Source organism: Nocardia terpenica (assembly GCF_013186535.1).
Taxonomy (GTDB): domain Bacteria; phylum Actinomycetota; class Actinomycetes; order Mycobacteriales; family Mycobacteriaceae; genus Nocardia; species Nocardia terpenica.
The window spans coordinates 2,266,468-2,282,040 of record NZ_JABMCZ010000001.1; the positions used below are offsets into that span (position 1 = coordinate 2,266,468).

The following is a 15,573-nucleotide window of genomic DNA, read 5'->3' on the forward strand; positions in this document are numbered from 1 at the left end:
CGCCGAGGTTCGGTGAGCGGTCAGCGGGGCTCCGCCGACCGTCGCCAAGCGGCGAGACTCGTATGCAGGTCGTGCAGCGCGGAATACGCCGAGCGGTAGATCTCGTACAGCGGGCGTAATCGGTCGGCGTCCGGTGCGGGCAGATGGGTCTGTTCGACCTCGACGGTCGCGGCGGCGGCCGACTCGATGTCCGGATAGATTCCTGCGCCGACCGCGCCCAGCAGCGCCGCGCCCAGGGCCGCGCTGTCGTGCACGCGCAGGCGTTCGACGGGGCGTTCCAGAATGTCGGCGTGGATCTGCGCCCATAGGGGGCTGCGCGCTCCGCCGCCGGAAAATGTCATGCGGGGCAAGGGATATCCGCACGCCGTCTCGACGGCCTCGAGCACGTGCCGACCCGACATGGCCACACCCCGCAGCACCGCCAGCGACAGGTCCGCCGTCGAGGTCGCCGAGCTCAGGCCGAGGAAGCTCGCGCGGACGTCGGCATCCCACAGCGGCGCGCGCTCACCCGACAGGTACGGCGTGAAGACGACCCCCGGCGATCCCTCGGCCGCGGACTCGAACACCTCCGCGAGGCTCAGCCCACTGACCTGGCTCCACCACCGGACGGCATCCCCACCGGCCTGGGTGGGCCCGGCGTGCACGTGCAGCCCGCGCCGCGGCGGGAAGCTGACGATGCCCCCGGCTGGATGCGCGCTCTCCGCCGCCCCGGCGACCACCAATGACGTTCCGCAGCAGATCATTCCGCGGCCGGGCTCGGTCGTCCGCGTGCCGAACACCGCGCTGTAGGCGTCCATGGTGCCGACCGCGACCTCGGTGCCGTCGACCCGGCCCAGCAGCGTCTCCGGTTCCAGGATCTCGGGCAGCCGGTCGGCGAGCCCGTCGACCAGGGCGACCGCCTCGGGGAGGTAGCCGTTCGGCCCGGCCACGCGCACCGCGGCGAGCAGATCCGTCGCGACCCGGCCCGTGAGCTTGGCCGCGACGAAGTCCTTGGGGCCGAGCACCCATCGCGTCCGCGCCCACAGCGACGGATGGGTGCGGGCGAACCAGGCCGCGCGAGCGCCCACGAACGAGGCATCGAGGGTGACGGGGGAGCCCCAGATCCGGATCTTGTCCTCGTCGGTGAAGCGCGCGTCGAGCTCGCCCGCGATCTCGGCGCAGCGCTGGTCCTGCCAGACGATGGCCGGAGCGAGCGGCCGCAGCGAATCATCGGTGAACACATGCGTATTGACCTGACTGGTCAGGCCGATCGCCCGCATCGACCGCGCGGGCACGGTGGACAGCACCGCGCGCATCCCGGCCGTGCAGCCGTTCCACCAGTCCAGCGGATCCTGCTCGGCCCACCCCGGCCGCCGCCGATCGATCGGATACGGCGTCGTGTGCGCCGCGACCGGCCGCCCGCCCACGGTGAACGCCACCACCTTGACCGCGGTGGTGCCCACGTCGATGCCCAGCATGAGATCGTCGGTTGCTGCGTCGCTCATCGTGGCAGTCAAACATGACACGACTGATCGTTTGCTGAGACAATCCGCACGATCACGCGGGCCGAGCGGCGTTGTCCGGGTGCGGCCAGGCGGTGAGCGCGATGAGCGCCGCGAGTTGCTGCCGGGGGTCGTCGAGGCGCAGATCGGTGATCTGCGTGATCTTCTCGAGGCGGCGCCGGACGGTATTGGGGTGGACCTTCAGCTCCTCGGCGGTCGCGGTCAGGTCGCTGTGGGTTTGCAACCAGGTCGTGAGGGTCGCCGTGTAGTGGGTGTTGTGCTCGGCGTCGTGGCGGATCAATTGGGGGACAGGGCCGTAGGTGGGGAGGCGGCCGACCGTCGCGGCGGATTTCAGGCGGTGGAGGAGGATTCGGTCCCAGCATCGGTCGTAGCAGATCGGCTCGGGGGTGTCCGCGCTCGCGTGCAGGGCGGCGCTCTCGTCGGCCTCGTGGCGGCTCGCGGGGACGGTGCGGGCGTCGGCGGGGCCGCCGATTCCGGCGTGGATCCGCAGGTGCGGCGGGAGCCCGGCGGTGAGGTCGCGCAGCCAGCGCAGCGCCGGTTCGGGGTCGTCCCCGGCGGGCAGGACGGTGTAGACGGTGTTGCCCAGCAGGGCGCTTCGGCCTGGACGGGACCAGCCGAATCCGGCGGTGGCCCGTTCGAAGGCGAGCAGGATCCCGGGGTCGGGTTCGTGGCCGCTCGGCGTTTGGACGGCGATGACGCGGACATTGCGGGTGGGCATGCCCAGCTTGCCCGCGATCGCGTCGGCGTCGGGACTGCCCTCGATCCACCCGATGACCAACTCCGACTCGATGTGTCGTTCCAGATCGGCGCTGACGCGGGCGCGCAGCATGTGCAGGGCGACGGTGTGGGCGCCGTTGTCCAGCAGCTGGGTGCGCGGCGGGTCCAAGGGGTCGGCGGCCGACACCCACACCGAGCCGAGCAGCTCGCGTCCGGCCCGGATGGCGATCGCGGTGCGGCCGTGCAGGCCGAGCTCGGGCGCGGGGGGAATGTAGAGGGGCGCGTCCGACCGGGCCAGGTGCTCGAATGCGCCCGCGCGGTCGAGGAATTCGCGAATGCGATCGGGTTTGCGGCGGCCGACGATGGTGTCCTGCCGGGCGGGGTCGGTGTAGTGCTGGGCGGTGGAGTATGCCAGCACGCGCGACGAGCGGTCCTCGATGGTGATCGCGGCGTCGAGGGCCGCGGCGATGGTGTCGGCGAGCGCGGGCAGATCGCTGGGGCCGCGGCCCGATTCGGTTTCGCGGCCCTCGAGCACGAGGCCGTACACCATCACCGCGATCTGGCTCCACGGCACGCTCGGGTCGGCCAGCAACACCGCGGACTCGGATTCGGCCAGCGCGTCGAGCAATTCGCGGCCCGGGGTCTCGGTGGTGCGCGCGATGGTGAGCACCGCCCGCGCACCGGCCCCCAGGGCCACCGCCTCGGCCAGGCTCGTGACGCCGACCGCGAGGAACACCTCGCCGACCACCGGCGCCGCCGAGGAGGTGTCGTGCACGGCCACGCTGCGCAGCTCCCGGTCCCGCGCGGCCGGGCATCCGTACAGGCGGGTTCCGTACACCCCCAGCGTGTTGACCAGCCGATCCACCGTGACCACCGCGAACACGCTCCTGACCTGGATATTCCATTCAATGCGGTCGGGATTCTACCGTTGCGGTATTCGAGATGGTGGATTCCCTACAACGCCGACGGGGTTCGGCTGGGCCATGCTCGACACGGCAATTCGGTCGACAGGAGTAGGTGGATGGCTTCGTTGGTTCTGCAGATCGCTGCGATGGCTGCGCTCCCGGTGGTGCTCTGGCTGGTGCTGACCGCGGGGAAGGTGCCGCGGCGGTCGTGCGCGATCTGCGGTCACTCCAACTACATTCACGACTCGGCCACCGGCGAATGCCACAGCCGCGTCGGCCTCGGCTCCCGCAGCGAAGGCGAATGGCCCTACTGCGATCACGACTTACGCTGCCCATGCCCCGACTTCACCGAGGACCGCCCCGACCTCACCTATCGCGAACCCACCCTGCCGACCTCCGGCGCCCGGTGAGCTCCGATCCGGTCTATCGGCAGCCGTCGAGCAGCAGTCGAATGGTGATGCGCGCGTCGTAGTTCGGGTCGGGCAGTTCCCCGCCCGCGCAGATGTCGCCGATGGCGCGCATCAGTTGGTAGGCGGTGACATCGGTGGTGACCTCGCCGGAATCGCGTGCCGCGGACAGGAGGTCGTCGAGGACCGGGACGAGGCGGTCGAGGAACAGGGCGTGCAGGGTGGTGAAGCCCTCGGGGTCGGCGCGCATGGCGGCGGCGAGGCCGTGCTTGGTTGCCAGGAAGTCGACGAACAGGTCGACCCATCGGCGCACCGCGGCGAATGGCGATGTCGCCGTGGCGAGCAGGGTGGGTCCGGCGGCGGCGCAGGCGTCGACCTGGTGGCGGTAGACGGCCACGACAAGGTCCGCGCGGGTGGGGAAGTGCCGGTAGATCGTGCCCATGCCGACGCCCGCCGCGGCGGCGATGCGGCGCACGGGGGCGTCCACCCCGTGCGTGACGAATACCGACGCCGCGGCGTCGAGCAGGGCCTTCTCATTGCGCCGAGCATCGGCGCGCTTGGCCGAACTCGCGGGCGTCGGCTCGCTCACGCGGCGGTCCTTCCTCTCGTGCCGATCGGGCGTTATATTTGGAGCAGCGTTCCGCTTAAAAGTCTATCCGGATCGACGGGCCGCGGCGAGTTCGCGTCGGTATTCCTGCTGCCCGTGTTCGAGCAGGCATCGTTATCCGTTGGGGCGCAGGACAACCAGGCCGGGGACGGTGCGCAGATAGTCGGTGAGGGGGGTGTCGACCACCTGGTAGGCGGCCAGGGAGGTGGCGTTGCGGAAGATCGGGCCGTCGGGGGTTTGAACGAAGATGCCGACGTGGGTGACGTCGAGGCCGGGGCGGTCGGCGTAGGCGGCCAGGTAGTCGCCGGTATGGAGTTGGGAGACAACCGCATCGGTCACGGCACCGCTCGGGATGTAGGTGACGTTGCGGTCCACCACGGGCAGGCCGGGGAGGTAGTTGGTGCCGTCGGACTTCAGGTTGAGGTGTTCGGGCACCGTGACCGCCGCCGGGGTCAGGCTCGAAGTGATATCCGTGGCAGCGGTTTTCGGCGTTACCGCCCAGTCGGTGAAGAAGTGCTTTCGGTGCGCGAAGTCGACTTTCCCGTCGGTGTACCGGGTTTCGACGAGGTTGGCGAGAAAACTCGACCGATCGGTCGACCGGGTGAGGGCCTGGACGTAGTCCAGGAAGGTGAAGCAGTCGACCCGGCGGAGATCGACGACCAGCCGCTCGGGTTCGGTCGCCGAGCCCACCAGCATGTCGGCGCCGTAGGGGGTGCCCAGGAAGCGGGCGGAGAGCAGGCCGATCAGATCGCCCTGGGAGATGCCCGCGGGCGCGGCCCGGCGCACGGCCAGCAGCTCGTCGAGCTTGCTCGCGGTCGCCTCGTCCAGGCTCGGGTAGTCGGGGGCGGCGAGCGCCGCCGTACTCGGAAGTCCCGTGCCGACGGCCAGGGCCAGCACGATCAGCAGTAAGCGAGCGAGGGTACGCAAGTTTCCTCCACGAAAAGGGGTCGAGCAAACGAGCAGGGGGGCGTATCTACCGTATCCGATGGCCGTTTTGTCGGGTTGCAATCACGCGTAGCCGAATGGTTCGCCCGGCGCGGCATGCTGCGTAATCTGGTCTGCGCCTGGGGGATTCCGGGTGCTTGACCACTGCTGTGAGCACTTTCTTGGGGAGATTCGATGAGTAATGCGGCATCGGCCGTGCAGTCCGGGGTGGACGCGGGGGCGCATATCGAGGTGACGACGCGGCGTGAGTTCTCCGCCGACCATCTGCTGAAGTTGTTGAAGGGGGAGGTGTTCGCGCTGCGCATCCGGGACGCGGTCACGGGTGCAGCGCTGACCGGGTTGCGGGAACGGTTCGTCGGGCGGGAGGACCACGGGCCGCTGGCCACCGATCCACAGTTCCGGCGGATCGGGTACGCGTTCTCGGAGACCTCCGGCGTCGAGCAGCAGGAGGCGTACTTCGCGCAGGCCCGAGACCATCTCGCCACCGTGCGCGGGATCGCCGAGCCGTATCCGTATCCGGCCGATACGCTGCGGCTGCTGCTGGACGAGGTGTGGCCGACCGGCGCCACCGTGCTGGCCTCGGAGAGTCGGAAGTTCTTCGCCGGGGTGGTGCGGTATCAGCGGGCCGGGGTGGACCTCGAGCCCCATACCGACAATGTCGGGCGCAACCTCCCCGACGGGGTGACGCTGGGAATTCTGCGGCAGCTGTCGGTGAATGTGTACCTCGACGTTCCGGAATCCGGGGGTGAGCTCGAGATCTGGGACGACTATCCGAGCGAGGAACAGTATCGGGAGATTTCGGGTGCGCGGGTGTGGGGTATCGACCGGGATCGGGTCGGGTCGCCCGCGGTGACGATCCACCCCGAGGTGGGTGAGGCGATCTTCATCGATCCGCGGCGCGTGCACGCGGTGCGCCCGTCGGGGGATCGCCCGCGGGTGACGGTCGGACTGTTCGTCGGTGTTCGCGGCAGCGAGCCCCTGGCCGTGTGGAGCTGAGATGATCGCGACTCTCGAACCGCCGCTGGCCTCGGCGTCGCACAAGGCCGCCTTCGACCTCAAGGGGGAGCGCGGCGACTACGCCGGACGCACGGCGATCCTGCTCGTCAGCGTGGGCGCCGCCTACCACGAGGGCGAGAAGCTGGGCGCCACAGTGGATCTCATCAACCGCAGCGGTTTCGGTCAGGTGACCGTCGCGGTGGCGGACACGCTCCAGCGGCACAATCTCGACGTGCCCGCCGCCGAGGCGTACGGATCGGCGCGGCGGCGCGGTGACCAATGGCTGGCCCGCAACGAACCCCTGCTGACGCAGATCCACACGGACACAGCCGTTCTGCGGTGGGACGACGCCCTGAGCCATCGCCGCTACCCGTCGCTGCTCGCCCGGGTGCGACAGGCGTACGAATTCGATGCCGGATATCGGTCCGCGATCGAGGCCACCATCGATCGGTTCGTCGCCCGGCGCGGCGGCCCCGAGGCGCTCGACGATCCCGAGCGGGTGCGCGCCGGCTGCCTGACCTATCTCCTCGAGGAGTGCCCGATCATCCAACCGCTCTGGGCGGGAGAGGGTTTCGACTACGTGATCTATCCCCAGCAGATCTCCGTGGCGATGCGGGCCACGCGCGACCGGTTCGTCGACGGCGCCGGCGCGAGCTGGCTCCCGCTGCGCTTCAAGAAGAGGAATTCCGCCCGATGACCCCGACCGACATCGGATTCACCCGGCGCACAGTGGGATTCGCGGGGCTTGCGGTCGCCTCGTTCCTCGGGTGCATCGACCTGACCATCGTATCCACCGCCCTGCCGGTGATCACCCGGGACCTGCACACCACGCTCGCGGTGTCGCAGCTCGTGATGGGCGGATTCCTCACCGCCCTCGCGATGTTCATGATCACCGCGGGTCGGCTCGGGGACACCCTGGGCCGGAAACCGGTGCTGCTCACCGGACTCGGGGTGTTCGTCCTCGCGTCGGTGGGGGCCGCCGCGGCGCCCGCGATCGGCTGGTTGATCGCCGCGCGCTTCGTGCAGGGCCTGGCGTGCGCCGTGCTGTACACGGGGACCTCGACGCTGGTCGAATCGTTGTTCCCGGACGGGCAGCGCGGTCGCGCCATCGGATTGCTGTACGCGATCAACGGTGTCGGCCTGGCCATCGGGCCGGTGCTGGGCGGGCTGCTGGTTCCCGCGCTGGGCTGGCAGTCGGTGTTCTGGCTGAACCTGCCCGTGGGCGGGCTGGCGCTGCTGGCGATCGCGTACGCGGTACCGAGCCCGGCGGCGAATCCCGGTGTCGGACTGGACCTCGGCGGGCAGGCGGCGTTGGCGGTCACCGTGGCCGCCGCCGTCGCGGTCGTCTCGCTGCCGGAGACCACGGGCTGGCTGTCGGTTCCGGTCCTGGTGGCCGCCGTGCTCACGATCGTGGGCGCGGCGGTGGCGGTGATCGTCGAGCGGCGGGCCGCCGCGCCGCTGCTGCGCCCGGATCTGTTCCGCCACCCCAAATTTGTGAGCGCCCTGTCCTCGGACTTCTTTCTGGCGGCGTTCTACGCGTCGGCCCTGGTGGCGCTGCCGCCCTACCTCGGGGCCGAACATCGTCTCGACGCGCGGGCCACCGGGCTGATCCTGTTGCTGGTGAGCGTGACGATGGCCGTGCTCTCGCCGCGCGTCGGCAAGGTGGTCGACCGCACCGGCCCGGCCGGACCGTTGCGCCTCGGATTCGCGGCCTTCGTCTTGTCCGCGGTGGTGACCGTGATCGCGGCGTTCACCGGCTCGCTGCTCGTGCTGTCGATCGCGCTGATCCTGTTCGGGGCGGGCTGGGCGGGCATCCTCGCCCCGGCGACCGTCGCCGCGCTCTCCTCGGTCGACCGGGACGAGTCGGGATTCGCGGTGGGCGCGTCGTGGACGTTCCACAACCTCGGCGGCGCCTTGGGCGCGGCGATCGCCGCCGGTCTCTACGCGGCATCGGAGCATCCCGGCGGGGGACTGCTCCGCGTGGCCGTCCTGCTGTTGATCGTGGCGGCATTCGGGCTCACGGCCAACGTGCTCACCGCGCGGGTGCGACGCGACGATCAACATTCCGGCGCGGTTGGCCAGAGATCCGTGTCGAGCGAGGTGATCGAACGGTCCGGTCGGTAGGCTCGCGCGTGACCTGCGAAAGGAGCGTTCATGAGCGCCGCCGCCGTCGACCGGTTGGCAGACATCGCGTTTCCGCTGTCGCCGTGCCCGGACGAGAGTCTGGCGTTTCATGAGCACTGGCCGGTGCGGCTGGGCGACACCGACGGCGATCAGCGGCTGCGGCTCGACGCGGTGGCCCGGTATCTCCAGGACATCGGATACGACCACCTGACGGTGGTCGAGGAGGGCGATCTGCACCCGGGCTGGATCGTGCGCCGCACCGTCATCGACGTGCTGCGGCCGATCGAATTCGGCGACCGGGTTCACCTGCGGCGCTGGCCGTCCGCCCTGTCGAATCGCTGGTGCAATATGCGCATCCAGGTTCGCAGCGAGAACGGCGGCCTGATCGAGACGGAGATGTTCCTCATCCACGTCGACATCGACGCGGGCCGCCCGGCGCGCATGAGCGACCGTTTCATGGCCCCGATGCTCGCGGCCACCACGGAACACCGCCTGCGCTGGCGTCCCGCCCTGCACGAGCACCCCGGCGCCGACGGCGAGCTGTGGCCATTTCCCCTGCGCGTCACCGACATCGACCACTACGGACATGTCAACAATGCCGTGCACTGGGAAGCGGTGGAGGAGGCCCTCGCCCGCTTCCCCGAAGCGCAACGGCTCCCGCACCGGGTAATCGTCGAGCACGTCGGCCCGGTCATGGCGGGCGACAACGTCCTGATCCGCGCCTGGCGCGACGACCCCATCCTGCACGTGCAACTCGAAATAGACGGCAGCGCCCGAACATTGGCCCGCATCGAACCATGCGGTAACCACTGAGCCCGGATCCACCGGTCGTGTTGTGATTGATGGTTGAGAAAGTGGACGGAGATGCCCTGCCAGCTGCGATGATTCGGGTTGTCGAGGCTCGAATCATGTGGTTGGAAGGTGCATCTCCGAGGTGAAGTCTGTCATGTCGGCGGGGTCGGTGTCTGCTCGGTTCGATGAGCCGAATCTGATCGGTTTCGCGGGGCTGGTGCCGGTGGTGCGGCTGGCCGAGCGCTGCGGGTTGCCTGAATTGTCTGCTGAGCTGCTGCGATGGAAGTCGTCGCCGAACTCGGCGGGCGCGTCGCCGGTGGTGAAGATGTTGACGCTGGTGTTCGGGATGGTCGCTGGTGCGGATACGATCGACGGGATGGGCCGGTTGCGACACGGCGCGATGGGCAGGGCGTTCGCCGGGGTGCGGGCGCCGTCGACGCTGGGATCGTTTCTGCGGGCGTTCACTCACGGGCATGTGCAGCAGCTGGCTGCGGTGTGCCGGAAAGCGCTGCCCGCGTTGGCATCTCATGCGCCGTTGCTGCCCGGTGCCGACGCGATCGCCTATGTCGATATCGATGACACGATCCGCCGCACCTACGGCTACGCCAAACAGGGTGCAGGGATCGGGTATTCGAAGATCAAAGGGTTGAATGCGCTGATCGCGTGCGTGTCCACACCGATAGCGCGGCCGGTGATCGTGGCCGCGAGGTTGCGGCGCGGGGCGGTCAACTCCGCACGTGGCGCGGCGAGTTTCGTCGCCGAGGCGGTCAAGGCCGCTCGTGCCGCGGGTGCGACGGGGCTGCTGGTGGTGCGGGCGGATTCGGCGTTCTACGCCGAACACGTCGTCGCGGCCGCCCACGGGTTGGGCGCGCATTTCTCGGTCACCGTGCGCATGAATGCCTCGATTCGCGCCGCGATCAGCTCGATCAGCGAAAACGATTGGATCCCCATCAAATACCCGCAGGCGGTGTGGGATGCCGACGGGCAGTGCTGGATCTCCGATGCCGAGATCGGCCGCGTCCGCTATACCGCGTTCACGTCCAAGCCGAAACGCTGCCACGTCACCGCGTGGCTGATCGTGCGACGGGTGCCGCGGCTGGGCAGCGGCCACACCCAGGGCCAGGGCGAACTGTTCGCCACCCACCGGTTCCACGCCGTGTTCACCGACTCACCGTTGCCGCTGGTCGACGCCGAGAAATCCCACCGGCACCATGCCATCGTCGAGCAGGTCATCGCGGATTTGAAGGGCTCAGCGCTGGCACATTGCCCTTCCGGTGTGTTCGCGGCCAACGCCGCCTGGCTGCAGCTGGCGTGCCTGGCCTACAACCTCACCCGCGCCGCCGGCGCGATCGCCTCGGTGTTCCACGCCAAGGCCACCACCGCGACGATTCGCGCCGATCTCATCGCTGTCCCTGCCCGGCTGGCTTCGTCTGGGCGCCAACAGATCTGGCATCTACCCACCGACCGGCCCGCCGGACACGCCTGGCAACAGCTGTTCGACACCGTCCACGCCCCACCTGCTGCGGCCTGACCCATCAACCACGTCCGAACCCGGACCGACCAGGACAAACAGTGGAAGAGCTGGACAGACCAGCGGCCACCCCACGCCTCACACCCCGTGGTCTGCGCGCCGCAGACGCGCAGACCACTCACAACCACACCGGTGGATTCGGGCTGAACGACGGTCGGCGTGAATTCCGGTTGACTGGATGACCGCGCCGACACGCTGTGCCGAGCGAACCCGGCCGCCTACACTGGGTATAGGGGTATATAGGGCCGCAACTTCACACCCATCCGACCGGCTGACTGGTCTTGTTCTAGGTGGTGGCCCGATGATCACCATTCACCAGGCGACGAGTCGCCCTGTGCAACGGCGCTGGAGGTTTCCGGAGATGTTCGAGGAACTCGTTACCCGGCGGGCGCGCAACCGGTTCCTGGGCTGGTGGCGCTACCGACGGCACTGGGTGCAGATGCTGGACGACTGCCACCTGACCGTCACCTATCCGGACTGTACCAAATACCCTGTCCTGCAACAGATCTCGATCGGCCGCGGCGAGGACGTGCTCCAGGTGGGCATGCTCCCCGGCCAATGCCCCGCCGACTGGGAGAACCGCACCAGACGCCTGGCCCGAGTGTTCGGCGCCTCGGAGTGCGTGGCCCGCCTGATCGGCCCGTCCCGCTTCGAACTGACCCTGCGCCACGGCAAGGCCCTGGCCGAACCCGTCCCCCTGCCTTATGGCCAGGGGAAAGGGGCGCTGTAAGCCGTTCGTCGCCCGGATCCGGGAGTTAACGGACGTCGATCACCACGGTGGTTGCGTTGTCGGCGGATTCGCGGTCGACTGCGCGGGTGACCAGTTGATCGGCGACGGCTTGGGGCGATACCTGCGATGCGAGTAGGGTTTTCAGCTCGTCGGGGGACAGGGCGGTGGAGACTCCGTCGGTGCACAGTAGTAGGCGGTCTCCCGATTGGCAGGACAGGCCGGTGTAGGCGATGTCGACGTGGGGAGCGACGCCGAGGGCTCGGGTGAGGATGTGGCGGTGGGGGTGGGTTCGGGCGTCGTCGGGGGCGAGTTCTCCGCGTTGGATCAGTTCGGTTGTGGCGGTGTGATCTTCGGTCAGTCGGGTCAGGCGGTGGTGGCGCAAGCGGTACAGGCGGGAGTCGCCGATATGCAGGACGGTGGCTGCGGCGTCGGTGGTGAGTGCCAGGGCGGCGAGGGTGGTGCCAGTCGCCCGGTCGCCGCCATCGGTGCGGGCCAGCTGCCAGACGTGGTGGTTGGCTTCGTGGCAGGCCGTGAACAATTCCGAGATGGTGTGGTCGGCGGCGAAGGCGGAATCGAGTGTGTCGAGGGCGAGTCGGCTGGCGGTGTCGCCGTGGTCGCCGAAGCCGTCGGCCACCGCGAACAGTCCCTCGCGGGCGAGCGCGGAGTCCTGGTTGGTGTCGCGTCCGCCGGTGCGGGTTGCCGTGGCGGCGCGGAAGGTGCGGGGCATGGGGTGTCCTTTCGACGGTGGCGCCGGGTCGATCGCCAGTGCGGCCCGGGCCTGGGCCAGTGCGCGGCGGCGGGCGGCCGAAGCGCCCGCGATATCGCGGTCCCAGCGATCGAGCCGGGCCGGATCGGGCTCGGCGAAGAAGGTCGTGATGTCGCCGACCGCGATCCCGGCCCGGCGGAGTAGTGCGATGACCCGTGCCCGATGCACCTGCCCGGGCGAGTAGTAGCGGTAGCCCGAGAAGCCGTCGACAGCGGCGGGAACCAACAGCCCCGCGGCGGCGTAGGAGCGAAGCATCTTGGCCGACAGGCCACATCGGGAGGCGAATTCGCCGATGCTCAGTAGATCATCCACAGCTCGAGGGTGGATCCTGCCCATAGGGCAGAGTCAATCAGTAGTCCCCGCCGCGTACTGCGGCGTCCATTTGGGCGTAGGCGTTGGCCGCGAGGCGTTCCAGGAGGGCCAGTTTCAGGTGGGGGGCCTGGTTGGTGAGGCGGTCGAAGCGGGTGGGGGGCAGGACGGCGAGGCGGAGGGCGGTTTCGGCGCGGACCTCGTTGGCGAAGGGAGTGCCTACGAGCATGGGGATTTCGCCGAAGGACATGCCTGCCGAGAGGGTCACCAGGCGATGGTTGCGGCCGTCGGCTCCGTCGAAGCCGATGCGTACCCGGCCCTCGAGAATCAGGTACAGGCCCGATCGGGTGCTGCCGCGTTCGGCGACGATCTCGCCCCGGGCGATGGTGCGGATCTCGAATTCCGTTGCCAGCCGGGAACATTCGACGGGCCCCAGGGCGGCGAGCGCGGGATGGTCCTCCACCGACAGCGAGGTGCAGGTGGGTGCGTCGGCGGGCCGGTACTCGGCGAGCACGATGTTCTCGCACCACTCGGTGGCGGTATCGCGGTCGACGAACACCCGCCCGCGCGGATCGGTCGGGTCCAGGCTCGACACCGTGTGCCCGAGCTTGCCATCCGGGTCGACAATCGCGACTTGGCAACCGGTGGCGGCCAATTCGGCCTCCAGGCCGTTGAGCATGCGCACCGCGATCGCGCTCACCTCACCCACCCGGTGCAGATCCACCACCAGCGCCGCCAGCTCGCCCGCCTGCTCCTCGATGATGCGCACGGCCCGCTCGGCGCCCGCGAACAGCAGGTCACCGTGGAGTTCGTACACCCGGGCCCGATGCCCGTGCTCGGCCAGCACCGCCATCTCGTCGGTGCTGCGCCGCAGCCGCGACGGCACCTGGGTCACCGTGTACTCCGACCGGATCGCCGTCCGCGCGGCCCGGGTCACGTGCAGGAAGTGCAGTTCGAGTCGTTTGGACAGCTCCCGGCAGGCGGCCACGCCGCGCACGCTGTTGCCGTGCGCGTCCAGGCGCGGGGAGTAGACGGCGATGCCGATCTGCCCCGGCAGCACCGCCAGAATGCCGCCGCCCACACCGCTTTTCGCGGGCAACCCGACCGTGGTCACCCAGTCGCCCGCCGCGTTGTACATGCCGCACGTGGTCATCACGCTGAGCACCTGCTCGGTCAGCGCGGCCGAGAGCGCCCGCTCCCGGCTGAGCGGGTTGACACCGTTATTGGCCAGCGTCGCGGCCATCACCGCGAGATCGCGGCAGGTGACATCGACCGAGCACTGGCGGAAGTAGCGATCGACGGCCTCGTCCGGATCGGAGTCGATAATGCCGAACGAGCGCAGCATGTAACCGATGGCGCGATTGCGGTATCCGGTGCGCGCCTCGGACGCGTAGACCGCCTCGTTCATGGTGAGATCACGCCCGGCGAAGCGGGAGTAGCAGCGCACGATGCGGTCGAACCGCTCGGCGGGATCGCGGCCGTCGATCAGCGAGGCCGCGGTAATGGCCCCCGCGTTGATCATCGGATTGCGCGGCCGCTCGGTGACCGGATCCAAGCTGATCTCGTTGAAAGGCTCGCCGGAGGGCTCCACATCCATGCGATCGGCGACGGCGGCCGGACCGCGGTCGGCCAGCGCGAGCGCGTAGGTGAACGGCTTGGAAATCGACTGAATGGTGAACGACGTCGTGTCGTCACCGCTCCCGTAGATCTGACCGTCGGCGGTCGCCAGGCACAGCGCGAACGAATCCGGCTGCACCGCAGCAAGTTCCGGAATATAGTCCGCCAACTCACCGGACCGTTCGGCGAGGCAGAGCCGGTAGACGTCGTCGACGATCCCGGCCACCACGCCGGGCCGGGAAATCGCCACGGACGACGTCACCCTTTCCCGCCGAGCGCGTCGAGCATCGGCGGAACCTCGTCGGCCGGAAGATAGCAACCCGTCTGCTCGAAGCCGCCGATGGTGTGGGTCCCGTAGTCGCCGTAGCCGATACGCAGGAAGTCGTCGCCGCTGAGCCCGTGGACGGTCCAGTCGAAGGCCACCCGGGCCCGCGCGACGATCGTCCGCAAGGCCATCAGGTGATAGCCGCGCGTCACGAATTGCGCTGGCACACCGCGCAATCCGACCTTCAACGGCCGGGCCAGCGCATCCTTGCCGCCGAGATCCACCACCATGCCCAGATCCGGATGCCGATACGGCTCGCGCCGCCCGCCGCGCAGCTCGGCGACCAGATTCTTGCCGAGATGGCGTCCCTGCCGCATGGCGTGCTGCGCGGTGGGCGCGCACACGGCGCCGCCGCCCGTGGCCAGATCGGGCACCGCGGCGGCATCGCCGCACGCCCACACGCCGGTCATCCCCGGCACGGCGAGATCGGCGTCGGCGACGATGCGGCCCTTGTCGGTGTCCGCCCCCAGGTGTCCGGCCAGCGGACTGGGCGCGACACCGGCGGTCCACACCACCGTCCGAGTCCGGATGGTCCGGCCGTTGGTGAGCGTCACGCCGTGCGCGGTGACCTCCTTCGCCGAAGCACCGAAGATCAGCTCGATACCGCGTTCGGCCAGATGACGTTTCGCGTCCGCCTGCAACCGCTCGCCGAGCTCCGGCATGATCCGGTCGCCGTGGGTGACCAGATGCCACCGCACCATGCCCGACTCCAGCTTCGGGAAATAGCGCCGGGCCGCGGCCTGGGTGACCTTGTTGAGCACCGCGGTGGTCTCGGTTCCGGCGTAGCCCGCGCCGATGGTGACGAAGTTCAGCCGCTCGCGATCCTCGTCCTCCTCGCCCCGCACCGCCGCCACATCCAGCTGCTGGAGCACGTGGTCGCGCAGGAACATGGCCTCGGCCAAGGTCTTCACGCCGAACCCGTGCTCCTGCAACCCCGGCACGTCGAGCACGCGGGTGATGCTGCCCGGAACCAGCACCAGATGGTCGTAGTCGAGGGCGCATTCGCCGCCCGCGGAGCGGCGCACCACCACCTGCCGGGTCACCGGATGCACCCCGATGGCCATGCCCGGAACCACCTCGGTGCGGCGCAGCACCCGCCGCAGCGACACCGATATCGAGCGCGGATTGAGCACCCCCGAGGCGACCTGCGGCAGCAGCGGCAGATAGAGCAGACCGGCGTCGGGCGTCACGAGCTGGACGAACGCCTCCTCCGGCCGCAGGTGGCGTTCCAGATACCGGGCGCACTCGACGCCGGAGAAACCACCGCCGACGATCACGATCTTCGTGGGTGCCATGGTGC

At 69.4% G+C, this 15,573-nt stretch carries 14 protein-coding genes; 7 read left to right on the plus strand and 7 right to left on the minus strand.

Features of this window, described 5'->3' with window-relative positions:
• Positions 1–20: 20 nt before the first annotated feature.
• Positions 21–1,484: a xylulokinase gene (locus HPY32_RS10500; protein ID WP_067590707.1), complete on the minus strand. Its 1,464-nt coding sequence runs from the start codon at positions 1,482–1,484 to the stop codon at positions 21–23.
• A gap of 52 nt (positions 1,485–1,536) precedes the next feature.
• Positions 1,537–3,093 (minus strand): PucR family transcriptional regulator, encoded by a 1,557-nt coding sequence (locus HPY32_RS10505; RefSeq protein WP_067596019.1) that lies wholly within the window; start codon positions 3,091–3,093, stop codon positions 1,537–1,539.
• Between the two features lie 147 nt (positions 3,094–3,240).
• On the opposite strand from HPY32_RS10505, the gene HPY32_RS10510 reads away from it, so the two are divergent.
• Positions 3,241–3,534, plus strand: coding sequence for a hypothetical protein (locus HPY32_RS10510; RefSeq protein ID WP_067590704.1), 294 nt, complete (start codon positions 3,241–3,243; stop codon positions 3,532–3,534).
• Between the two features lie 13 nt (positions 3,535–3,547).
• Here the strand turns inward: HPY32_RS10510 and HPY32_RS10515 are convergent, their stop codons facing one another.
• The gene (locus HPY32_RS10515; RefSeq protein ID WP_067590702.1) at positions 3,548–4,120 is read right to left on the minus strand and encodes a TetR/AcrR family transcriptional regulator; all 573 of its coding nucleotides are present in this window, start codon (positions 4,118–4,120) and stop codon (positions 3,548–3,550) included.
• A gap of 132 nt (positions 4,121–4,252) precedes the next feature.
• Complete coding sequence (locus HPY32_RS10520; protein ID WP_067590699.1) at positions 4,253–5,065, minus strand: DUF1460 domain-containing protein; 813 nt, start codon at positions 5,063–5,065, stop codon at positions 4,253–4,255.
• 192 nt (positions 5,066–5,257) lie between these two features.
• Here HPY32_RS10520 and HPY32_RS10525 point away from each other — a divergent pair, with 192 nt between their 5' ends.
• From HPY32_RS10525 to HPY32_RS10550, 6 genes are all read left to right on the plus strand, one after another.
• Positions 5,258–6,079, plus strand: coding sequence for a 2OG-Fe(II) oxygenase (locus HPY32_RS10525; RefSeq protein WP_067590696.1), 822 nt, complete (start codon positions 5,258–5,260; stop codon positions 6,077–6,079).
• Position 6,080: 1 nt separating this feature from the next.
• Positions 6,081–6,776, plus strand: coding sequence for a tRNA-dependent cyclodipeptide synthase (locus tag HPY32_RS10530; protein ID WP_067590692.1), 696 nt, complete (start codon positions 6,081–6,083; stop codon positions 6,774–6,776).
• Positions 6,773–8,203 (plus strand): MFS transporter, encoded by a 1,431-nt coding sequence (locus HPY32_RS10535; protein WP_067590691.1) that lies wholly within the window; start codon positions 6,773–6,775, stop codon positions 8,201–8,203. The genes HPY32_RS10530 and HPY32_RS10535 overlap by 4 nt, the downstream gene beginning before the upstream one ends.
• Before the next feature lie 30 nt (positions 8,204–8,233).
• On the plus strand, positions 8,234–9,016 hold the full coding sequence (locus HPY32_RS10540; RefSeq protein ID WP_082871561.1) for an acyl-[acyl-carrier-protein] thioesterase: 783 nt from the start codon (positions 8,234–8,236) through the stop codon (positions 9,014–9,016).
• 133 nt (positions 9,017–9,149) lie between these two features.
• Positions 9,150–10,526, plus strand: coding sequence for an IS1380 family transposase (locus HPY32_RS10545; protein WP_067590689.1), 1,377 nt, complete (start codon positions 9,150–9,152; stop codon positions 10,524–10,526).
• Positions 10,527–10,887: 361 nt separating this feature from the next.
• Positions 10,888–11,256 carry a hypothetical protein gene (locus HPY32_RS10550; RefSeq protein WP_067590687.1) on the plus strand — a complete coding sequence of 123 codons (369 nt, stop codon included), beginning with the start codon at positions 10,888–10,890 and terminating at the stop codon, positions 11,254–11,256.
• Positions 11,257–11,281: 25 nt separating this feature from the next.
• On the opposite strand, the gene HPY32_RS10555 is transcribed toward HPY32_RS10550, so the two are convergent.
• Genes HPY32_RS10555 through HPY32_RS10565 form a run of 3 tightly spaced genes read right to left on the minus strand, consistent with a single transcriptional unit; the run spans position 11,282 to position 15,568 of the window.
• Positions 11,282–12,334, minus strand: a complete 1,053-nt coding sequence (locus HPY32_RS10555) for a MerR family transcriptional regulator (protein ID WP_171982777.1) — start codon at positions 12,332–12,334, stop codon at positions 11,282–11,284.
• Between the two features lie 37 nt (positions 12,335–12,371).
• Positions 12,372–14,174: a glutaminase A gene (gene glsA / locus HPY32_RS10560; protein ID WP_373686625.1), complete on the minus strand. Its 1,803-nt coding sequence runs from the start codon at positions 14,172–14,174 to the stop codon at positions 12,372–12,374.
• Between the two features lie 32 nt (positions 14,175–14,206).
• Positions 14,207–15,568, minus strand: a complete 1,362-nt coding sequence (locus HPY32_RS10565) for an NAD(P)/FAD-dependent oxidoreductase (protein WP_171982778.1) — start codon at positions 15,566–15,568, stop codon at positions 14,207–14,209.
• Positions 15,569–15,573: the final 5 nt, after the last annotated feature.